This is a genomic window from Streptomyces sp. Y1 (assembly GCF_041053115.1).
GTDB lineage: Bacteria > Actinomycetota > Actinomycetes > Streptomycetales > Streptomycetaceae > Kitasatospora > Kitasatospora rubellomurina.
The window spans coordinates 7,520,280-7,540,969 of record NZ_CP163445.1; the positions used below are offsets into that span (position 1 = coordinate 7,520,280).

The 20,690-nt window shown below is 73.4% G+C and carries 23 protein-coding genes and 1 pseudogene; 17 read left to right on the plus strand and 7 right to left on the minus strand.

The annotated features are described in order from the left end of the window. Nucleotides 1-85: 85 nt before the first annotated feature. The gene (locus AB2U05_RS32575; RefSeq protein ID WP_369185134.1) at nt 86-655 is read left to right on the plus strand and encodes a TetR/AcrR family transcriptional regulator; all 570 of its coding nucleotides are present in this window, start codon (nt 86-88) and stop codon (nt 653-655) included. A 78-nt stretch (nt 656-733) separates the two neighbouring features. On the opposite strand, the gene AB2U05_RS32580 is transcribed toward AB2U05_RS32575, so the two are convergent. Continuing rightward, on the minus strand, nt 734-1,495 hold the full coding sequence (locus AB2U05_RS32580; protein WP_045700275.1) for an SDR family NAD(P)-dependent oxidoreductase: 762 nt from the start codon (nt 1,493-1,495) through the stop codon (nt 734-736). Between the two features lie 114 nt (nt 1,496-1,609). Here AB2U05_RS32580 and AB2U05_RS32585 point away from each other — a divergent pair, with 114 nt between their 5' ends. Then, nucleotides 1,610-2,185, plus strand: coding sequence for a TetR/AcrR family transcriptional regulator (locus tag AB2U05_RS32585; protein ID WP_369185135.1), 576 nt, complete (start codon nt 1,610-1,612; stop codon nt 2,183-2,185). Nucleotides 2,186-2,244: 59 nt separating this feature from the next. On the opposite strand, the gene AB2U05_RS32590 is transcribed toward AB2U05_RS32585, so the two are convergent. The 3 genes from AB2U05_RS32590 to AB2U05_RS32600 all read right to left on the minus strand — a co-directional run bounded on the left by AB2U05_RS32590 (nt 2,245) and on the right by AB2U05_RS32600 (nt 3,905). Beyond that, nucleotides 2,245-3,393 carry an AI-2E family transporter gene (locus AB2U05_RS32590; protein ID WP_369185136.1) on the minus strand — a complete coding sequence of 383 codons (1,149 nt, stop codon included), beginning with the start codon at nt 3,391-3,393 and terminating at the stop codon, nt 2,245-2,247. A 57-nt stretch (nt 3,394-3,450) separates the two neighbouring features. Next, entirely contained in the window at nt 3,451-3,660 is a 210-nt protein-coding gene (locus AB2U05_RS32595) for a hypothetical protein (protein ID WP_045700281.1), read from the minus strand. An 80-nt stretch (nt 3,661-3,740) separates the two neighbouring features. Further along, entirely contained in the window at nt 3,741-3,905 is a 165-nt protein-coding gene (locus AB2U05_RS32600) for a hypothetical protein (RefSeq protein WP_369185137.1), read from the minus strand. Nucleotides 3,906-4,191: 286 nt separating this feature from the next. On the opposite strand from AB2U05_RS32600, the gene AB2U05_RS32605 reads away from it, so the two are divergent. The 14 genes and pseudogenes from AB2U05_RS32605 to AB2U05_RS32670 all read left to right on the plus strand — a co-directional run bounded on the left by AB2U05_RS32605 (nt 4,192) and on the right by AB2U05_RS32670 (nt 18,203). Beyond that, nucleotides 4,192-4,623: an STAS domain-containing protein gene (locus AB2U05_RS32605; RefSeq protein ID WP_369185138.1), complete on the plus strand. Its 432-nt coding sequence runs from the start codon at nt 4,192-4,194 to the stop codon at nt 4,621-4,623. A gap of 13 nt (nt 4,624-4,636) precedes the next feature. Continuing rightward, complete coding sequence (locus AB2U05_RS32610) at nt 4,637-5,095, plus strand: ATP-binding protein (protein WP_244178932.1); 459 nt, start codon at nt 4,637-4,639, stop codon at nt 5,093-5,095. Nucleotides 5,096-5,481: 386 nt separating this feature from the next. After that, nucleotides 5,482-6,393, plus strand: a complete 912-nt coding sequence (locus AB2U05_RS32615; protein WP_052707546.1) for a SigB/SigF/SigG family RNA polymerase sigma factor — start codon at nt 5,482-5,484, stop codon at nt 6,391-6,393. Between the two features lie 215 nt (nt 6,394-6,608). Continuing rightward, nucleotides 6,609-6,989, plus strand: a complete 381-nt coding sequence (locus tag AB2U05_RS32620; protein ID WP_045700286.1) for an STAS domain-containing protein — start codon at nt 6,609-6,611, stop codon at nt 6,987-6,989. A 144-nt stretch (nt 6,990-7,133) separates the two neighbouring features. After that, complete coding sequence (locus tag AB2U05_RS32625; protein ID WP_369185139.1) at nt 7,134-10,496, plus strand: HAMP domain-containing protein; 3,363 nt, start codon at nt 7,134-7,136, stop codon at nt 10,494-10,496. Nucleotides 10,497-10,573: 77 nt separating this feature from the next. After that, complete coding sequence (locus tag AB2U05_RS32630) at nt 10,574-12,931, plus strand: PP2C family protein-serine/threonine phosphatase (protein WP_369185140.1); 2,358 nt, start codon at nt 10,574-10,576, stop codon at nt 12,929-12,931. A 49-nt stretch (nt 12,932-12,980) separates the two neighbouring features. Then, nucleotides 12,981-13,433: a hypothetical protein gene (locus tag AB2U05_RS32635; RefSeq protein ID WP_063773556.1), complete on the plus strand. Its 453-nt coding sequence runs from the start codon at nt 12,981-12,983 to the stop codon at nt 13,431-13,433. Nucleotides 13,434-13,513: 80 nt separating this feature from the next. Further along, nucleotides 13,514-13,942 (plus strand): ATP-binding protein, encoded by a 429-nt coding sequence (locus AB2U05_RS32640; RefSeq protein WP_369185141.1) that lies wholly within the window; start codon nt 13,514-13,516, stop codon nt 13,940-13,942. Nucleotides 13,943-14,375: 433 nt separating this feature from the next. Beyond that, nucleotides 14,376-14,522: pseudogene (locus AB2U05_RS32645) on the plus strand (hypothetical protein); the annotation flags it as partial. Then, nucleotides 14,510-15,172, plus strand: coding sequence for a hypothetical protein (locus tag AB2U05_RS32650; protein WP_369185142.1), 663 nt, complete (start codon nt 14,510-14,512; stop codon nt 15,170-15,172). The pseudogene AB2U05_RS32645 and the gene AB2U05_RS32650, both read left to right, overlap by 13 nt. A 190-nt stretch (nt 15,173-15,362) precedes the next feature. Further along, nucleotides 15,363-15,704 carry a hypothetical protein gene (locus AB2U05_RS32655; RefSeq protein ID WP_369185143.1) on the plus strand — a complete coding sequence of 114 codons (342 nt, stop codon included), beginning with the start codon at nt 15,363-15,365 and terminating at the stop codon, nt 15,702-15,704. Nucleotides 15,705-15,837: 133 nt separating this feature from the next. Beyond that, the gene (locus tag AB2U05_RS32660; RefSeq protein WP_369185144.1) at nt 15,838-15,996 is read left to right on the plus strand and encodes a hypothetical protein; all 159 of its coding nucleotides are present in this window, start codon (nt 15,838-15,840) and stop codon (nt 15,994-15,996) included. A gap of 283 nt (nt 15,997-16,279) precedes the next feature. After that, nucleotides 16,280-16,663: a hypothetical protein gene (locus AB2U05_RS32665; RefSeq protein WP_369185145.1), complete on the plus strand. Its 384-nt coding sequence runs from the start codon at nt 16,280-16,282 to the stop codon at nt 16,661-16,663. Further along, nucleotides 16,653-18,203 carry a caspase domain-containing protein gene (locus AB2U05_RS32670; RefSeq protein ID WP_369185146.1) on the plus strand — a complete coding sequence of 517 codons (1,551 nt, stop codon included), beginning with the start codon at nt 16,653-16,655 and terminating at the stop codon, nt 18,201-18,203. Before AB2U05_RS32665 ends, AB2U05_RS32670 begins: the two co-directional genes overlap by 11 nt. Nucleotides 18,204-18,281: 78 nt before the next feature. Here AB2U05_RS32670 and AB2U05_RS32675 read toward each other — a convergent pair whose 3' ends face one another. Next, nucleotides 18,282-18,896, minus strand: a complete 615-nt coding sequence (locus AB2U05_RS32675; RefSeq protein ID WP_369186032.1) for a tyrosine-type recombinase/integrase — start codon at nt 18,894-18,896, stop codon at nt 18,282-18,284. A gap of 245 nt (nt 18,897-19,141) precedes the next feature. Then, nucleotides 19,142-19,627 (minus strand): hypothetical protein, encoded by a 486-nt coding sequence (locus AB2U05_RS32680; RefSeq protein ID WP_369185147.1) that lies wholly within the window; start codon nt 19,625-19,627, stop codon nt 19,142-19,144. 24 nt (nt 19,628-19,651) lie between these two features. Here AB2U05_RS32680 and AB2U05_RS32685 point away from each other — a divergent pair, with 24 nt between their 5' ends. After that, nucleotides 19,652-19,969, plus strand: a complete 318-nt coding sequence (locus AB2U05_RS32685) for a hypothetical protein (protein ID WP_369185148.1) — start codon at nt 19,652-19,654, stop codon at nt 19,967-19,969. A gap of 70 nt (nt 19,970-20,039) precedes the next feature. Here the strand turns inward: AB2U05_RS32685 and AB2U05_RS32690 are convergent, their stop codons facing one another. Continuing rightward, nucleotides 20,040-20,684, minus strand: a complete 645-nt coding sequence (locus AB2U05_RS32690; RefSeq protein ID WP_369185149.1) for an L-threonylcarbamoyladenylate synthase — start codon at nt 20,682-20,684, stop codon at nt 20,040-20,042. Nucleotides 20,685-20,690 lie beyond the last annotated feature (6 nt).

Here is a 20,690-nt window from a genome sequence, read left to right on the forward strand (position 1 = left end):
GCCAACGTAAATTACCTAGGAGTATTAGGCAAACGTATAATGCCCTCAGGCGACGGACGTGACGGAAGCGGCGGAAGGGAACGGCATGGCGCGCGTGGGACTGAACGCGGAACGACTCGCCCGGGCGGGTGCGGAACTCGCCGACCAGGTCGGCTTCGACAAGGTGACGGTCTCGGCGCTCGCCCGACAGTTCGGCGTCAAGGACGCCAGCCTGTACTCGCACGTCAAGAACTCCCAGGACCTCAAGACCCGGATCGCGCTGCTCGCCCTCGAGGAACTGGCCGACCGGGTCGGCGCCGCCATCGCCGGCCGCGCCGGCCGCGACGCCCTCACCGCCTTCGCCGACGCCTACCGCGACTACGCCCGCGAGCACCCCGGCCGCTACGCCGCCGCGCAGCTCCAGCTCGACCCCGACACCGCCCGGGCCAGCGCCGCCGTCCGGCACTCCCGGATGACCCGCGCCATCCTGCGCGGCTACCACCTCGCCGAGCCCGACGAGACCGACGCCGTCCGGCTGCTCGGCAGCACCTTCCACGGCTACGTCACCCTGGAGCGGGCCGGGAGCTTCCAGCACACCCCGCGCGGCACCGAGGCCACCTGGCCGCGCATCCTGGACGCCCTCGACGCGCTGCTGCGCAACTGGCCGAAGGCCTGACCCGCAGCCGGCGCATCGCCGCGACGCGCCGGGCGGGGGCGGTCCGGCCGGGTGGGCCGGACCGCCGGGCCGGCCGGCTCATACCTGGGCCATGCCGCCGTCCGCGAAGAGTTCGACGCCGGTGATGAAGCTGGAGGCGTCGCTGGAGAGGAAGACCGCGGCCTTCCCCATCTCGCGCGGGTCCGCGATCCGCCCGGTCGGGTTGCCCTCTCCCATGGCCCTGACGGCGGCGTCGACGTGGTCGGCTCCCTGGGCCATCGCCAGTGCGCTGCGCAGGGAGTCGGTGTCGACCGCGCCGGGGCTGAGGATGTTCATGCGGATCCCCGACCCCTTGGTGTCCTGGATCCAGGCCCGGACGAAGGCGCGGACCGCGGCCTTCGAGCCGCCGTACAGGCTCATCCCGCGCGGGGGCCGGATGGACGCGGTGGAGCCGATGACGACGACGGTGCCGCCGGGCGGCAGCAGCGCGAGCGCGGGTTGAACGGTGAAGAGGACGCCCTTGGCGTTGACGTCGAAGGTCCGGTCGAACTGCTCCTCGGTGATGGCGCCGAGCGGGGCGTGCGCGCCGATCCCGGCGTTGGCCACGACCGCGTCGAGTCGCCCGTGGCGCTCCTTCACCCGGCGGTAGGCGGCCTCCATGTCGGCGAGCTCGGTGACGTCGGCCACGATCCCCGAGCAGTTCGGCCCGATCACCGCGACCGCCTCGTCGAGCGCCTCCTGGTGCAGGTCGGTGATGACCACGTGGGCGCCGTTGGCGACGAACTCCTGGGCGATGCCCAGGCCGACCCCGGACGCGCCGCCCGTGACCACGGCGACTTTTTCCGCGAGCGGGAGACTCATGGGTTCTTCTCCTTGGAATGCATGCCCTAGAGTGGAAGTGGAGGCGCCTCCAGTTCCTTCACCATAAGTGGAGGCGTCGCCGGTTAGCAAGCTCGGGATGACAGGAGACCGCGGATGGTCCGGGAGACAGGGCGCCCGCTGCGGGCCGACGCGCAGCGCAATCGGGACAAGATCCTCTCGGCCGCGGTACGCGTCTTCGCCGAAGACGGACTGGAAGCGCACCTGGAGCGCATCGCCAAGGAGGCCGGCGTCGGCTCCGGCACGCTCTACCGCAACTTCCCCACCCGGGAGGCCCTCATCGAGGCCGCCTACCGCAACGAGCTGGTCCGACTGTGCGACGCGGCCCCCGACCTGCTGGCCGCGCTGGCCCCGCGCGAGGCCCTGCGCGCCTGGATGGGCCGCTTCATCGACTACGCGACCGCCAAGCTCGGCATGGCCGACGCCCTGCGCGCCCTCGTCGAATCCGGCGTCAACCCCTACGCCCGGAGCCACGAGATGATGATGGCCGCCCTGACCTCACTCATGTCCGCCGGCGTCGAAGCCGGCACCGTCCGCTCGGACATCGGCCCCGCCGACATGTTCGCCGCCCTCACCGGCATCGCCCTCACCTCGGGAAAGCCGGAGCAGCGGGAGCAGGCCGAACGCCTCCTCGACCTCACCCTGGACGGCCTGAGCACCGACCGGCGCTGACCTGTGCCGACCGGTGCTGACCGGGCCGACCGGCGGCGGGACTCCGGGGCGGCCGGGCGCTAAGGATCGTGGTCCCGTAGTTCGCCGATGACCGCCCAGGCCACCGACACCACCGGGACCGCCACCACCGCGCCCAGCACGCCCGCCAGGACGGCGCCGCCGGTCACCGACAGCGCGATCGCCACCGGGTGGATCCGCACCGACCAGCCCATCACCAGCGGGTGCAGCAGGTGGCCCTCGATCTGGCCGATCACCACGATCAGGGCGAGCACCAGCAGCGCCACCACCGGCCCCCGGGTGGCCAGCGCCACCAGCGCCGCCACGGCCAGCGCGATCGGGGAGCCGATCAGCGGCACCAGCGCCGCCGCGAACTCCAGCACCATCAACGGCAGCACCAGCGGCACCCGCAGCACGGCCAGCGCGATGCCGACCAGCACGGCGTTGGTCGCCGACACGATCAGCACCCCGCGGGTGTACCCGGCGAAGCTGCGCCACGCGGCCCGCCCCGCCCGGTGCCAGACCGGGCGGGCGCGGTGGGGGAGCAGGGACTCCGCCCAGCGCCACATCCGGTCGCCGGAGTGCAGGAAGAACACCGAGCAGAACACCGCCAGCGCCAGACCGGTGACCAGTTCGACCACCCGGCTCGCCTGGCTGATCGCCGTGTTCAGCAGCGCCGTGCGGTGCGCGGCGACGAACGAGCCGATCTTCGCGCGCAGGTCCGTGACGGTGCCGGGCCGCAGGTGGAAGGGGGCGCCGGTGAGCCAGTGGTCGATCCGGCCGAGGCCGCCGCGCAGCTCGGTGCCCAGTCGGCTCCACTCGTCGGCGACGGTCGTGCCGACCAGCGCCAGGATCCCGCCGACCAGTGCGCCGGCCAGCAGGAAGGAGAGCAGCACCGCGAGCGAGCGGGGCAGCACCCGGGCGAGCAGGTCCACCAGCGGGCGCAGCACGGAGGTGATCACCAGGGCGACGAAGACCGCCACGACCGGCAGGACGAGCCGCGCCAGCACGTCGACGGCCAGGTACGCGGCCACCCCGAGCAGCAGCAGCCGCCAGGTGTACCCGGCGGCGGTGCGCAGCCCGGGCGGCACGTGGTCGTCGGCCGGCACCGGCCGCCCCCGGTGCGGCGGCACCGGGGACGGGCGGCTGCCGAGCGGCCGGGCGCGCCGGGGGCGGCGGGCCGGGCGGCGGCCGGGTCCGTTCGTCGTCACGGACGACCTCCTTCGCGCTCGGCCCGACGCGGGCGCCGGTCCGACTCGCGCACCGGCTCAGTCGGGCGGCTCGTGCGGCTCCGGTTCGTGGGCCGGCTCGGTGTGCTCCGGGGCCGGCCCTTCTCGATCGTCCCGCGTTTCCGGCTCCGGCGCCGGGCCGCCCTCGCCCGCCGTCCGCGACTCCGGCGTCTCGACCGGGACCGGCGGGTCCTTTGGGACGGGCGTGGCCTGCGGCTCCTGCGGTTCGGGCGTGTCCTGGTTGCTCATGCGTCCAGCCTCCGGATCCGGTTGCGGGGTGGGCCGACCGCCCGGCGGCCGTACGGGGACGGACGGCCGCCGGGCGGGCTTCAGCGCCTCCCCCTGTCCTCGCGCCGCTCCTCCGCGGCCCGTTGCAGGTCGTCGTTCATCTCCCGGGCGCGTTCCTCGGCCTCGTCCTGGCGGGCGTCCGCGCCCTCCCCGGCCTTGTCGCCGGTCTCGTCGGTCAGGCCGCGCATCTGCTCCTCGATGCCCATGGCGCACGCTCCTCCCGGCGTTCGGTGAGGGCGAGGTCCGCCCCGCGCGGCGTGTGCCCGGGACGCGGAGTTCCATGCGAGGCCCTCCGACGCGCCCCCCGGGGAGCGGCCCGCGGGTGTGGCCGCGGCGCGGGTGGGCAGACGCCGCAGTGGACGACCGGCCCGCAACGGCCCCGTCCGCGCCCGGGACCGCCGGGCGACTCCGGCCCTCCGCGCGGCGGGCGGAGCCGCGCGGCATGATGGTCGGGACGGCAGTCCGCCGTCCCGAGCGGACCGGGAGCGTGCCATGCCACGGCCGACCGAGGACCCCGGCGACGGGGCGTTCGAACCCGGGGGGCTGAGCGTGACGGTGGTCGACGAGGGCCCGGTGCGGGTCGTCACGGTGGTCGGCGAACTCGACCACGACACCGCCGACGGGCTGCGCGCGGCGCTCGCCGAGCCGTTGCTCGACGGCCTGGACCGGATCCTGGTCGACCTGGACGGCCTGCGGTTCTGCGACTCGACCGGCCTGAACATCCTGCTGCGCGCCCGGCTGGACGCGGACGCGGCGGGGTGGACGCTCGAACTCGCCGCGCCGCGCCCCGCCGTGGCCCGGCTGTTCGCGATCACCGGAGCCGACAGCGTGCTGCGGATCCACCCCGATCGCGCGACGGCGCTGGGCCCGGAGAAGCCGACCGACCCAGGGGAGTGGCCCGGCCCGAGCGCCGGCCAGCAGTGAGAGGAGGCGCGGAGTGGACCCCGTCGCGAGCGTGCCGCTGCCGGACCGCGGGCAGACCAGGCGGCTCGCGCTGGCGGGCAGTGAGGGTGCCGTGCAGCTCTGCCGCGACTTCAGCCGGCGGGCCCTGCTGTCCTGGCACTGGCTGCCCGCCGTCGACGAGGAGCAGCAGGCGGTCTCGGAGGATGTCCTGCTGATGGTCTCCGAGCTCGTCACCAACGCGTGCCTGCACGCCCCCGGCGGGCCGCGCGAACTGCGGCTGCACTGGGACGGCGACCGGCTGCGGGTGGAGGTCGCGGACGCCAGCCCGGTGCCGCCCCGGCTGCGATCGAACGCCGACCCGGCCATCCCGGGCGGCCACGGCCTGCGGGTGGTCGACCGGCTCGCCCGGGCCTGGGGCTCGCTGCCGGAAGGGGGCGGGAAGCAGGTCTGGCTGGAGGTGCCGTCGCCGCTGGACCGGCACTTCCCGCGCTGAGCCCCGCAGGCCGGCCCGCTCACGTCGGGCCGGTCAGGCCGGGCCGGGCTCCGGTTGGGGCGGCGGCGCCGGATCCGGGTCCGGGAAGGGCTCGGGCCGGGGGAACGGCGGGATCGGCGGGGGCTCGGGGTGGGGCTCCTCGCCCGGCCGTGGTCCGGGACGGGGGTGGGGGTGGGACGTCGGAACGGACATGACCTCGCCCTCCTCGCTCGCCGAGGCTGATGCGCGAACGCGTGTACCCGTCCGGAGGCGCGGCGAATCGTGCAATTCATCAGGAACCCGGCTGATCGGGAGGAATCGGGCGTCGGTCACCGCGGGCCGGGTAGAACACCCTTGCGGCGGTCGTCCGTGACCGGCCCTCCGCCGCGTTCCCCGGAAGCACGACCATGACCCCCGACCTCGAAGCCCCGCCCCGCTCCGGACCGGCGCAGAGCCCGCCGCCCGGCGTCCCGCCCGGCGTGCCCCCGCGCCCGAGCGAGGCGCAGCTGCGGGGGATGGGCAAGGCCGAGGCCCGGGAGCTCAGCGACGCGCTGTTCCGGCGGCTGGCCGACCTGCCCCGGGAGAGCCGCGCGTACAGCTACGTGCGCGGCACCGTCATCGAGCTCAACATGCCGCTGGTGCGGTTCATAGCGGCCCGCTTCCGGCACCGTGCCGAGGACCTGGAGGACATCCTGCAGGTCGGCACGATCGGCCTGATCAAGGCCGTCGACGGCTACGACCTGGGCCGCGGCGTCGAGTTCGTCACCTACGCGATCCCCACCATCGCCGGCGAGATCAAACGGTTCTTCCGCGACACCTCCTGGCCGGTGCGGGTGCCGCGCAGCGTGCAGGAGCTCTACCTGACGGTGGCCCGCGGCTCCGACCGGCTGGAGCAGGAGCTGGGCCGACTGCCGCGCCCGGAGGAGATCGCCGAGGACCTGCACCTGAGTGTCGAGCAGGCCACCGAGGGGCTGCTGGCCGGGCAGGTCTACCGCCCGAGCTCCCTGGACGCGCTGCGCGAGCACGACGGCGAGGAGGCCGGCAGCGCCCGGCTCGACCGGCTCGGCGCCTGCGACCCCGCCCTCGAACTCGCCGACTTCCGCACCGCCGTCCGACCGCTGCTCGCCGAGCTGCCCCGCCGCGAGCAGACGGTGCTCAAGCTCCGGTTCTGGGACGGCTGCACGCAGTCGCAGATCGCCGAACGGATCGGCGTGTCCCAGATGCACGTGTCCCGGCTGCTGGCCGCCGCCCTGGGCGGGCTGCGCGAGCGGCTGGAGGACCGGGACGCCCCGGGCTGGGGCGACCCGTCCGAAGCCTGAGCCGGCGGACGCCCGAGTCTGCCGAAGCCCGACCCGTCCGAGGCCTGACCCGCCGGAGCCTGCAATCCCCGAAGCCCGAAACCGCCCGAACCCGGGCCCGCACCGCCGCGGGGCGTTTCCGGACCGCCCCAGTGGACAGCCGCCCTGGTGGGGCCGTTCGCCGGTGGGAGTCCTCCCACCCGGCTGGCCCTCCCTTGGCGAGAGGAGTCGGGACGATGTCACGGCGCTCACCGAAGTCCCCGCACCGGACCTTCGACCACGCCGACGTGCCCGGCGGATTCAGCGTCGAGGTGTCGCCCTGGGCCGAGGGCACCGTCGTCTCCCTGTACGGCGAGCTCGACCTCGACTCGGCCGCCGAGCTGGACGGCGTCCTCGCGGCGGCCCTCGGCGAGCCCGCCACCGTCGTCGTGGTCGACTGCGCCGGGCTGGAGTTCTGCGACTCCACCGGGCTCAACGCGCTGCTGCGCGGCCAGGCCCGGGCCGAGGCGGACGGCAGCCGGATCGAACTGGCCCGCCCCCGGCCGTTGGTGCTGCGGATGCTGGAACTCACCGGCGCGACGGACGCCTTCCGGATCCGGGACACCCTGCCCGCCTGAGCGTCGTCCCGCCCCGGCCGAACGCGGCTGTCGCCCCGCGGCCCGCGGTGGCACAGTGGGAACGGGGGCGGCGGTCCGCTGCCCCGGGCCGGGCGTTCCGGCGGACCGGGCCCCGGCCGTACGGCGATCCGGACGGTGGCACCGATGGACGAGCACCCTGCCGAGGGGCAGGCCGAGCAGGCGCTGCGCCCGCTGCTCGCCGGGCTCACGGCCGTCCGCGACGGCGACTTCCGCACCCGGCTGGACCCGGGCCGGCCGGGCGTGCTCGGGGAGATCGCCACGGTCTTCAACGGGATGTCCGACCAGCTCGCGCGGGTCACCTCCGAGGTGACCCGGGTGGCGCGGGAGGTCGGCACCGAGGGGCGCCTGGGCGGGCAGGCGCTGGTGCCGGACGCGACCGGGACGTGGCTGGACCTGACCGAGGCCGTCAACGCGATGGCCGGGAACCTCACCGGGCAGGTGCGCAACATCGCCCAGGTGGCCACGGCCGTCGCCGAGGGCAACCTGACCCGCAAGATCGACGTGGACGCGCGCGGCGAGATCCTGGAGCTGAAGACCACCCTGAACACCATGGTCGACCAGCTGTCGTCCTTCGCCGACGAGGTCACCCGGGTGGCGCGCGAGGTCGGCACCGAGGGCATCCTCGGCGGCCAGGCCCGGGTGCCCAACGTCGCCGGGACGTGGAAGGACCTCACCGAGAACGTCAACTTCATGGCGCACAACCTCACCAGCCAGGTGCGCAACATCGCCCAGGTCACCACGGCCGTCGCCGAGGGCGACCTCACCCGCAAGATCGACGTGGACGCGCGCGGCGAGATCCTGGAGCTGAAGACCACCGTCAACACCATGGTCGACCAGCTGTCGTCCTTCGCCGACGAGGTGACCCGGGTCGCCCGGGAGGTCGGCACCGAGGGGCGGCTCGGCGGCCAGGCCCGGGTCGAGGGCGTCTCCGGCACCTGGAAGCGCCTCACCGAGAACGTCAACGAACTCGCCGGGAACCTCACCCGGCAGGTCCGGGCGATCGCCGAGGTGACCAGCGCCGTCGCGGCCGGGGACCTCACCCGCTCGATCAGCGTGGACGCCTCCGGAGAGGTCGCCGACCTCAAGGACAACATCAACGCGATGGTCGGATCGCTGCGCGACACCATCCTCGCCAACCAGGAGCAGGACTGGCTGAAGACCAACCTCGCCCGCTTCTCCGCCGAGGTCCAGGCCCGCCGGGACATCCAGGCCGTCGCCGAGCTGATCACCGACGAGCTCACCCCGCTGGTCGGGGCCCAGTACGGCGCCTTCTTCCTCGCCGAGGAGACCACCCGCGGCGCCGAGCTCGTCCCGATCAGCGTCTACGGCCGACCCGCCGAAGGGCTGCGGGAGCAGCGGGTGCGGCTGGGGGAGTCGCTGGTCGGCCAGGCCGCCCGGACCAGGCGGCCCATCGTGGTCGACGAACTGCCGCCCGGCTACGCGACCGTGGCCTCCGGAGCCGGGGCCGCCGACGCCCGCTCGCTGGTCATCCTGCCGATCGCGCTGGAGGAATGGCTGCTCGGCGTGCTGGAGTTCGCCTCCGTCCACGCCTTCACCCAGGTCCACCGCGACTTCCTGGAACAGTTCGCCGAGACCTGCGGCGTCAACATCGGCAACCTGCTCGCCAACGCCCGCACCGACGAACTGCTCGGCGAATCCCAACGGCTCACCGCCGAACTCCAGGCCCGGTCCGAGCAGTTGCAGGCGGGCCAGGAGGAACTCCAGCGCTCCAACGCCGAGCTGGAGGAGAAGGCCGGACTGCTCGCCGAGCGCAACCGCGACATCGTGGCCAAGAACCTGGAGATCGAACAGGCCCGTCAGGAACTGGAGGAGCGCGCACGGCAGTTGAGCCTCACCTCCCGGTACAAGTCGGAATTCCTGGCCAACATGAGCCACGAGCTGCGCACCCCGCTCAACAGCCTGCTCATCCTCGCCCAGCTGCTCAGCCAGAACGCCACCGGCAACCTCACCCCCAAACAGGTCGAGTACGCGGGCGTCATCCACTCCGCCGGCACCGACCTGCTCCAGCTCATCAACGACATCCTCGACCTCTCCAAGGTCGAGGCCGGGAAGATGGAGCTGACGCCAGAGCCCTTCGCCGTACGGGAGTTGCTGGAATACGTCGAGTCCACCTTCCAGCCGCTCGCCGACCAGAAGGGCCTCGCCTTCGGGGCCGTCGTCGGGCCCGGCGTCCCGGACCGGCTCGTCACCGACCAGGCCCGGCTGCGGCAGGTGCTGCGCAACCTGCTCTCCAACGCCGTCAAGTTCACCGACACCGGCCGGGTCGAGCTGCGGATCGAACGCGTCGGGGCGCCCGGGCTGCCCGCCGAACTCGGCCGGGCCGAGGCCGCGGTGGCGTTCCACGTCGAGGACACCGGCATCGGCATCGACTCCGCCCACCTGGACGCCATCTTCGGCGCCTTCCAGCAGGCCGACGGCTCCACCGGCCGCCGCTACGGGGGCACCGGCCTCGGGCTGTCCATCAGCCGGGAGCTCGCCCGGCTGCTCGGCGGCACCATCACCGTCGTCTCCACGGCGGCGCAGGGCAGCCGCTTCACGCTCTACCTGCCGGTCACCGAGACCGGCCCGGAGGCGGCCGACGACCCGGCGCCGGAGGACGGGCAGCCGCGGGCCGAGCCGGGGATCCTGGTCGTCGAACCCGACCCGCCCGGGCTGCTCACCCTGCTCGCGCGGGCGGCCGCCGCGTCGGTGGGCGCGTCGGTGGGCGCGGCCGGGCCGCCGGATGCCGCCGACCCGCCGGGTGCCGGCGACGCGCTGCCGGTGCCGACATCGGTGCCGGTCGAGAGCGTGGCGGACGAGGCCGGGCTGCGCGCCGCGCTCGCCGCCGCCGGGCCCCGGCGCGTCGTCGTGCTCGACCTCGGCCGGGCCGGAGCGCTCGCGCCCGTCCTGCTCGACGCCCGCCCGGACGGCACCCCCGTGCTCGGCTACCGGGCGGACGGCACGCCGGACGCACCGCCCGGCGTGGACCTCGTCCGGGGGCTGGACGACCTGCGGGAGCGCGTCGTCCAGCTGCTCGCCGGTCGGCGGACGGCAGCACCCGCCGCCCGGCCCGCGCGCCACCGGCCCGCCGGAACCCTCGCCGGATCCCTCGCCGGACGGACCGTCCTGATCGTCGACGACGACGACCGCAACGTCCTCGCGCTCGCCGCCGCACTCGAACAGAGCGGCCTGACCGTCCTGCGCGCCGGCGACGGCCGCAGCGGACTCGACCTGCTGCGCGCCCACCCCGAGACCGACCTCGTCCTGATGGACGTCATGATGCCCGGCGTCGACGGCTACGCCGCCATCCGGGCCATCCGCGCCGACCGGCGCTTCGCGCACCTGCCCGTCATCGCCGTCACCGCCAAGGCGATGCCCGGGGACCGGGACAAGAGCCTCGCGGCGGGTGCCGACGACCACGTCGCCAAGCCCGTCGACACCACACGGCTGCTCGACCGGATCCGCCACCGGCTGGACTCGCCGTGAGCGGCGGACCCCGGCCCGAAGCCGACCCCGGGCGAGACCCCGAACCCCGCCCGGGACCCGGCCCCGGCAGCGGGCCGGTGGAGGAACGGGGGCACAAGGCCGACCCCACCGCCCGGGCCCTCGCCCTCACCGTCCGCCGACTCCAGGCCGCCGCCGCCCGGGCCCGCGCCGAGGCCCGCACCCGCAGCCTCGTCGACCTGGCCACCGGCATCCTCGCCGAACGGCTCGGCGTCCTCCCCGTCGAAGCCGCCGCCCAGCTCGCCCGGCTCGCCCGCGAGGCCGGCGTCCCGGTCGCCACCCTCGCCGCCGACCTCGCCCACCGGCCCGGCGAGGAACCCGACCCGGCCGCCGCCGCGCCCCCGCCGCCCGTCACTCCCGCGGCCGCCGAACCGGCGGCCGCCGCCGTCGAACCCGACCTCCAACAGGCCGCCGAAGCCGTCCTGGAACAGGTCGGGGCCGCGCTCGGCGTACACGCCGTCGCCGTCTGGCGGCGCCTGCCGGGCGGCGCCCTCGCCCTCGCCGCGCACGCCGGACTGCCCGCCGCCGAGGCCGCCGCCTGGAGCCGCGTCCCGCCCGGCGTCGCGACGCCCGCCCGGCGCGTCGTCGGCGGCGACTCGGCCGAGCTGTGGCCCGGCGACCCGGCGGGCGCCGGGCCCTCGATCGGCCTCGGCATCGGCACCGGCACGGGATCCGGCCCCGACAGCGGCACCGCCCGCGCCGTCCTGCCACTGCTCGACGGCGGCCGGTGCCGCGGCGCGCTGGAACTGCTGTGGCCGGGCGCCGCACCCGACCTCGCCCCGCCCGACCGCCGCCGGCTCCGCGCCCTCGCCGACCTGTGCGCCACCCTGCTCGCCCCGACCGGGAACACCTCGCCGCCCGAGGACGTCACCGACGTCGTCGACGGGCTGCTCACCCCCGCCCTGCTGCTGGAACCCGTCCTCCACGGCGACACGGTCGCCGACTTCACCATCCGCCGGGCCAACACCCGCTTCCGCGACCCGCTGGGCCGCACCCGCGACGCGCTCGAAGGCACCTCGCTCCTCGCCGCCTACCCGGTCGCCGCCGCCGGCGGCCTCTTCGAACAGCTGCTCCGGGCCCACCGCACCGGCACCCCGCTGCCCGACGAGACCGTCCCACTCGTCCTGAAACACGGCCGGTCGGCGACGCCCGCCACCGCCCGGCTGGCGATCGCCCCGCTCGGCGGCCTGCTGCTGGTCGAATGGCGGCTGGAGACGGACCGCGCCGCGCCCGGCGACGACGAGGCGGCGCTGCTGCGGCTGGCCCAACGGCTGGCCCGCGTCGCCGGATTCGAGGAGCACCCCGAACACGGCCGGATCCGCTGGAGCGACGGCCTGCGGGACCTCTTCGGCCTGCCCCCGGGCGCCCCGGCCGTCCCGCTCTCCCACCTCGCCCGGCACGCCCACCCCGACGACGAACCCGCCGTCCGCCGCCTCGTCGACACCGTCCGGCACCGCCACCGCGCCGCCTCCGCCGTCTTCCGGCTCGCCCGGCCGGGCGGCAGCTACCACTACACCCGGGTCATCGCCGAGCCCGTCCTCGACGACGAGGGCGGACTGCTCGCCATCCGCGGCGCCTACCACGACGTGTCCGCGCAGCACTGGACGGAGGTCGCCCTCGGCGCCACCCGGGAACGACTCGCCGACAGCGAGCAGGAGTCCGCCGAACGCGGCCAGCTGGCCCTGCGCCTCCAGCAGGCCATCCTGCCCGCCGCCCCGCCCCCGCTCGACGCCACCGGCCTGCGCGCCGCCGTGCGCTACCGCCCGGCCGCCCAGCGCGACCGGGTCGGCGGCGACTGGTACGACGTCCTGGTCCTGCCCGACCACCGCGTCCTGCTCGCCGTCGGCGACGTCGCCGGGCACGGCGTCGGCGCGGCCACCGGCATGGTCGCGCTGCGCCACGCCCTGCGCGGCCTGGCCGTCACCGGCGCCGGGCCCGGCCGACTGCTGGCCTGGGTCAACACCGTCGCCGTGCGCGAACCCGGTCAGGTCACCGCCACCGCCGTGTGCGCGCTGTTCGATCCGGCCACCGGCGAGCTGCGCTGGGCCCGGGCCGGCCACCTGCCCCCGATCCGGCTCGGCGCCGACGGCGCCCACGTGCTGCCGCTGCCGCACGGCGTCCTGCTCGGCGCGCTGGACGACACCGAGTACGAGGAACACACCGCGCGGCTGACCACCGGCGACGTCCTGCTGCTCTACACCGACGGCCTGGTGGAGCGGCGGGACCGGCCCGTCGAGGAGTCCATCGACCAGCTGATCCGGACCGCCGGCCCGCCCGGACCGGACCTCGAACGCTACCTGGACCGGCTGCTCGACCTCAGCCCCGCCGACACCGAGGACGACGCCTGCCTGATCGCCGTCCGGGTCGAACGGGCACCGGTCCGCCGCAGCGCGTTACGACGGGGGCCGCCCGGGTAGGCGCCCGCGAGGTGGAGGGGGACGGAACCGGGACGGAAGGGGACTTCCCATGGTGCTGCTAGGACTCCTGCTGCTGGCATCGTCCGGCGCCTTCATCGGGCTGCTGATCGCCGACAACCTCTCCGGCGGGCCCGAGTACCAGGTGACGGTGCTCGGCAACGACCTGGTGAGGCTCGACAGCCTCGGCATCTTCCTCGCCGGCGTGGCCCTCGCCCTGGTGTTCTGCCTGGGCCTGGCGATGATCGGCGCCTCCCGGCGGGCGGTGCGCCGCCGCGGCGTCCCGGTCCGGGCGGCCGAGCCGGTGGAGCGCCGCGCGCCGCTGTCGGACGAGGTGCCCCGGACATCGGCGCGATCCCGCGAACCCCTGCGGGACGACGTGCCGCTGCCGCCGGGCGACGCGCGGCCGACGGCGGAGGAGCGGGCCGCCGAGCAGGGCGGACGGGAGGCCGCCGTCCGCCGCGCGCCGAGGTGGCGCCGGGGCCTGCACCTGTTCGGGCACTGAGGCTGACCCGTGTTCGGGCACTGAGGCTGGACCCGGCCCGAGCCGCCGGGTGAGGACGGGACCGAAGGAGGTGCGGTCGGATGACCACCGGAGCGCGGCCGCACGCACCGCCGCGCTCCTCGGCATGGCCGTGGGCCCGCCGACTGCCGCTGACCGCCCGGCCCGGCTGCGTGGCCGAGGCGCGCTCCTGCACCCTCGGCTTCCTCGCCGACGTGCCCGATTCGATGGTGGTCGCCGACGCCGTCCTGCTCGTCTCCGAACTCGTCGGCAACGCCGTCCGCCACACCGGCGCGCCCCGCTGGCTGCTGCTCATCCGCGCCCCCGGCCTGCTGCGGATCGAGGTCGGCGACGCCAGCCCCCGCCCGCCGCTGCCGCGCCCGCCGCAGGGCGCGGAGCAGGAGGGCGGCCTCGGCCTGTTCCTGCTGAACCGCCTCGCCCTGTGCTGGGGCTGGCACCCGAGCGGCCCGGGCAAGGTCGTCTGGTGCGACCTGCGGCTGCCCGCGCCCTGACGCCCGCCCGGGGTGTTCCGCGCCCGGGGTGGGGTAGGCGCGCGGACGAGCACCGACCACGGGAGGCCGCCATGCAGCTCGCTCTCCTCACCCCCCCCTGCTCGACCGCCCCGGCCCCTGGGCCTCCGTCTACCTCGACACCTCCCGCGCCACCGAGGACGCCGCCCGCCGCCGGGCGCTCCTCGACCGCACCGCCGTCCAGCGGCTCGCCGCCCTCGGCACGGACGAACGCACCTGCGCCGCCGTCCGCGACCGGCTGGCCGCCGAACCGGCCGCCGACTCCCCGCCCGGCCGGGCGCTGTTCGCCGCGGACGGCGAGGTCGCGCTCGACGTCCCGCTCGTCGCGAGCCCGCCCGACGCGTCGGCCGCGTGGGCCCCGCTGCCGCACACCGCCCCGCTGCTCGACCTCCTCGACGACGCCGCGCCGCGCTGCCTGGTCGCCGCCGTCGACCGCACCGGCGCGGACCTCGAACGGTACGACCTCGGACGCGCCGCGCCGCTCGGCAGCGTCGAAGGCCGGCCGTGGCAGGGCCGCGGCCACCGCGCCCCGCCCGCCGACCGCCACGAATGGCACTACCGGCACCGCGTCGAGGACGCCTGGGAGCGCACCGCCGCCGCCATCGCCGACCACCTCGGCCGACCTGGCCCGACAGCGGCGCCGACCTGCTCGTCCTCACCGGCGACACCCGCGAGCGCCGGGCCGTCCACGAGCGGCTGCCGCTGCACCTGCGGGCGCGCACCGTCGAGGTCGACGGCGGCGGCCGGGCGGACGGCGTCGACCGGGCGGCCTTCGACCGGCGGATCGGCGAAGCCTGGACCGCCCACCGGCAACGGCACCTGGACGCGGCGCTGGACGCCTTCCACGCCGGCCTCGGCCGCCCCGGCGAACACGCCACCGACAGCAGCGGCACCGACACCGCGCCCGGCGCGGCCGCCCTGGGCATCCCCGCCGTGGTCACCGCCGCCCGGCAGCACCAGTTGGCCACCCTGCTCGTCCAGACCGGCGGCCACGACCCGGAACGCCCGGTCTGGACCGGGCCGCAGCCCGAGCACATCGGCGTCCAACGGGCCGAGGTCCGCGGCATGGGCGTCGGCCACCCCGAACAGGCGCCCGCCGCCGACGCGCTGCTGCGCGCCGCCGCGGCCACCGGCGCCGAGGCGCTGCTGGTGCCCGAGGCCGCGGACGGCCCGCCGGGCGGCCTGGGCGCGGTGCTGCGGTGGTCGGAGTGACCGCCGGGCGACCGCTGGTGACCGAATCCGGGTCGATGACGGTTCGTGAACTACCGCTAGTCGGCCTCGCCGACCTGCGGAAACGCTGGTTCTTCGGCCCGGGAGGGCACATCGAGGGCACAACGCCGAGACTTTGAGCGCTGCCCTCGATGCCGCCCTCCCCATCTGGTGTCCGTGTCAGGCTGGTGGAATGGTCTCCGACTCCGCCTCCCCCGATGACTGGCACACCCCGGCCGAGCTGGCGCCGCTCGATGGCAACGAGTCTTTTCGAGGCACCGATGCCGGGACGGTGCTGGACTTCTGGCGCTACGCGATGCCCGACCTGCGGACCAACACCACCCGGGGCCTACTCGCGGAATTCCTGGTCCACCGCGCAGTCGGCGCTGTGGCACGCAACATGGAATGGGAAAGCTTCGACGTCCTGGCGCCGGACGGGCTCAAGATCGAGGTCAAGACCAGCGCCTACCTCCAAGCCTCGCCGGCTGTCGGAGATTCGCTTCTCACGGCTGCGCGGACGCATCTGGAGTCCTGAGGACGGTGACGCAGCAGAGCAGTCTTACAACGCGGATGTCTACGTCTTCGCTCTCCATACCGCGCTTACCCACGCCGACTACGACCCGCTGGACATCGGCCAGTGGGGCTTCTACGTCGCTTCCCGTGCCCTCGTGGAGGCCACCGGACAGGCCAGCCTGGGCCTTGCTTCCGTGCGCCGACTGTGTGGCGAACCCATCAAGTACGAGGACCTCGCGGACCGGATCGCGGGCTGCTCCTTCCTGTCGCTCTCAACCGGAAACGTCACCAAAGCAGCCACCACCGATGCGTGACAGGACGCTCGGAAGGCCCGCGCGCCGGACACACGCCTTCGTCAGAGCTCCATCTCTCTGACCTGATCGCCACAACGGCCGTACACCGCAAGAGAACTGGCTTCCCCCGAACATCGACAACACCCAACGCAGCGCCGCCCCACTCAAGGCCGTAATCGCCAGCCGCCTCCCAGCCCCCGCCGACTCGATCCCCGCACAACCGGAGGCGCGGCCCCGTAAGGTGATTCCTCAGACGGCCTGGGCATCCAGGATGCGAGAAGCACACTAGAGGTGGGGACGCACGATGCACGCCAGCGGGGATGCCGAGACGACAGACGTCACGATCACGCTCGACTCAGCCAACGCACTCGACGACCGTCTGGCCCTGAACAGCTGGCTCCAGCACGAACGCGGCCTCCAGGGCCGCGTCCACGCCACTCACGCTATCCCGACCGAGAACGATCTCGGCGCTGCTCTCGAACTCCTCACCGTCTCCCTCAGTTCCGGCGGCATCGCCACCGTCCTCGCGGGATCCCTCGCCACCTGGCTGCAGAGCCGCCGCACGCCGACAAAGGTACGAATCACCATCACCCGAGCCGACCGGACCTTGGAACTCGAGACCGGCGACGCCGCCGAGGCCGAGGCTCTGATCCGGCGGTTCCTGGGTGATGACGCGAATGGCGCCTGAAGACACCGCTATCCTCATTGGCGTCTCGCGGTATCAGGACCCGTTGCTCCTTGACGTGCCTGCGGCGCTCAACAGTCTGCACGCGATGCGTCGGCTCCTCACCGACCCCGACCTGTGCGGCTGGCCTGAGGACCGGGTGATCGTGCTGGAGGACCCCGCTGGAGCCGCCGACCTGGCGTTGCGGCTCCACCGCCTGGCAGAGGAGACCACAGGTACCCTGCTGATCTACTTCGTCGGCCACGGAGTCATCTCCAGGACTGGCGCGCTCTGCCTGGCCACTGGTGACACACAGCTCCGTTACCCCGACCTAACCGGCCTGGAATACAACAAAGTCCGCAGCGCCGTACTCGACTCGCCGGCCAAGGTGACGTTGATGATCCTCGACTGTTGCTACTCGGGTCGGGTCATCCACGGTCTGGCAAGCGCCGATCTGAGCGACCTCGCCACTGCCACCGAAATCCACGGTGCCTATACCCTCACGGCAGCTGACCAGACCGCCCACGTGCCACCGCCGGAGGAGCAAAAGACCGCCTGCACGTCCTTTACAGGCGCGCTGCACGAGATCGTCCGAGACGGCATCCCTGGCGCCCCCATGATGCTCGCCCTGAGCGACATCTACCCCAAACTCAAACACGCGCTCGTTACTCGTGGACTCCCTGAACCCAACCAGCGTGGGACCGACACGGTTGAGTCCTACCCTTTCAGCCGCAATGTCGCGTATACCGGCGGCACCGGGTTCAGGCTGGTCCCCCGGGAGCGCGAAGACCTCTTCCTCAAGATCCTCGACGCACAGCCAAGCTATGACCTCACGCTTGAGAGCATCGAAAAGCTGGAAGCAGATCTGCCCGGCGTTTACCTACTCCACCAAGCGTCAGAAGGCCACGTACAGAAGATCGTCTATGTGGGAAAGAGCGACCGTTCGATCGCTGATCCTCTCGGACGACACTGGCGGAAGATCGAAGGACGCTGCCACATCGACCCCAGCGACTTCTCGTTCAGCTACCTACGGCTAGACGACGACCTCAGCTACGTCGCAGCGGACCTTCTCGCCATACGGCGATTGCGCGCCTTGGGGCTCACCCCGCCCTGGAACCAGAATGGTTTCGGCCTCCGGGACGCCGGGCGAATGAGAGACTCCACCCGACTCAACAGCCACCACTTCGATGTGCTCCACCCAATCGACCTGTCGTGGACCCTGCGCGCCCACGGCTCGTCCTTCGACCTGACCGCTCAGGAGTTCGTCGATCTCCTGAAGGGTGAACTTCCCTACGCCTTCCGCTCCGAGCGCCGGGGGGCCACGCTCGATGGGATCAAGCTCACTATTCCAGAGGGCCCTCTCTCTGCCGACCAAGCCTTCCGTCTGCTCGCCGCCGCTGCCGGAGACGAGTGGCAGATCAGCGCGCTTATGGGCCAAGTCCTGATGTACCGGGAGCAGAACGCAAGGTATCCCAGCGCCATTCGCTACTACGTCGGCGCGGATGCGATGGGGGCCGTCCCGGACGTCCACGAAATTGCTGACCCTTCAGACAGCGACTACTGAGCGGGTGCGACCACCCCGAACGGTCGCCTCGCCAGCGCAGCAATGATTGGCCAGCCTCGACCAAGCTCTTCGCCTCCGTCAGCGCATCGAGGGCACAGTGCTGAAGACAGCTTCGATCGCCGCCCTCGTTGTGTCCTCCTCGTCCGGCCACAGGTGCGTGTAGGTGTTGAGCGTGATCGACGGCTTGGCGTGGCCGAGGCGCTTCTGCACCGTCTTGACGCTCTCCCGGTGCTTGATCAGCACCGAGGCGTAGAAGTGCCGGAGGTCGTGCATCGTCGCGTCGTCCGGCACCTGGCGAAGCGTCGGCTCCGCGCCATCCGGCCGGCCTCGGCGCTCCCAGCTCTTGAGCGCGCCCTCGTGGTGCTTCCGCAGGGCCTTGTCGGCGACTCGCACGAGGTTCTCCCAGACCGTCGCCCAGGCCGCGCGACGGATCGCCTCACCGCGCTCGTTGGTGAAGACGAGCAGGGCCTTCCGCCGCTTCCACTTGGCGGGGCGTGGGTCGGTACGGTCCTCGATATCGACCCGCCGAGCCGGGTACTTCTCCAAGTGCGCCGCCAGCGCGTCCATCGCGGGCTTGGCCACCGGCACCGTCCGGTAGCTCTCGTGGGTCTTGGGTGGCGCGAGGTAGGGCTCACCCCGATCGGGGCCGACCACTTGTTGCTTCACCTGGACCGTGCCGCGCTTGAAGTCGATGTGCGCTCCTCAACTCGCCTACTCTCAGCGCTGATCAGCGTCGCGCGTCCAAATCGGCCGCCCCTGGCGCAGCAAGCTATCGCGTGGGACCGCCCCACGGGCAGCCCCACGCAACCCCCTCGCCCATCGGCGAGGGGGAGCCGGCGGCAAGTCGAGCGGGGGCGCTCGACTCGTCACCGGCCACCCGGCACCAGGGGGTACCGGGTGAGGTTGAGGAGAACAGCAGCAGCCCCGAGAACCTCGCTTCAAGCACTCCCGCACGCCAACCACGCCGCCGCCACCGCGACCCGCAGCAGCGCCCGCATCGTGTGACCGTCCGATAAAACGCCGCCGAGTACGAAGAGATCCGCCGCGCCGCCGCCAGCCGCAACCAGACCGTCTCGCGTTTCTGCGCGACCAGCAGTCTGAACGACGCCCGCGGTCTCAGTGCGGGCGATCCTCAAGACCGACTCGACCGCGCAGTCGACGAACTGGCCAGCTCCCGCGCCCAACTGGCCCGGGTCGGCAACAACCTGAACCAGATCTCCTTCGCCCTCCACACCAACGGCTTCCACCGCCCCGCCGAGCTCGACGCAACCCTTCGCCTCGTCCGGCTCGCGATCTCCCAGGTCGACACCACCGCGGCCAACCTCGTTGGCGGGTAGGGAAGTCAGGGCAGTTGATGTCGATTCGATGTAGTTCTGGCTGGTTGGGAACACTTCCACACAGAGTCGTCTTGTTTCGGTTCCCACCGGCCAGAACTCCTGGAGGCGCCCGTGCCCGATCCCACCGACACCGACTGGACCTCCGACCGTCCCGTGATCCGCGCCGTCCCTCACCCGGGCACGCTCGACCCGCATGGCATCACCATCACCTGCCCGAAGTGCGACGCCACCCGCGACTGGCTCCTCCTGAACGTGCGTGCCCAGGTCTTCGTCCGCTGCCGCTGCACCTGCGAATGGCATGAGCCCGACCTCACCAGCGCCTACTTCGACGAGCACTTCACCGTCCCCGAGCACGAGTGGGTCGACTTCGACGCCGCCATGCGGGCCCTCGCGTTCGACGGCCTCCTCGCAGGCGCCATGTGGGATTGACGGCTCGCTCTGTGCGAAGAGACGAAGCCCGGCTGACGCACAGGTCAGCCGGGCTTCGGGCTACCGGCTCTCACTCCACCTGGCGGCCGAGCACAGCGGAGATCGCGCGCTGGTGGACAAGGCCGGTGCGGACGAGACGGGCTGCCGGTGTCGAGCAGTCGACGATGGTGAGGTGGTGGGCGGCCGGCGCGACTCCTCCGTCGAGGATGACGGTCGCCTTGACGCCGGTGGAGTCCAGGAAGCGCTGGACCTCCCGGGTCGTGATCGCAGGGCCGGGCGCGGCGACTCCCGCGTTGCCCGAGATGTTGACGGTCGTCGCCGCCACTGGCGTTCGGGCCGCCGTCGCGAGGGCGCCGAGTGGACCCGACGAGTAGGTGGTGAGGGCTGGCGAACCGACTGCGGGGTGCCGCGCCCCGACGTCCACGCTCTGCCAGGGAAGGAGCATGGCGAGGTCGCCGGGCCAGAAGGCGTCAGCCAGTTGCCTGGCCTCGGGGTGGATGACGAACTGCTTCTCGCACTCCTCCAGGGAGGGGGTGACGAGGACGAGGGACTTGGCGCGTGGCCGCTGCTTGCCGTCGAAGATGCTGTTGCAGGCAGCCAGGTTCGTGGCGTCGGCGCAGATCATGTACCAGCGCTCGGTGGGCACGATGACGAGTTCGCCAGCCTCCAGGGCACGGGCGGCGGCGATGAGTTGTTCTGCTGGGATCGGTCGCACGGGTAT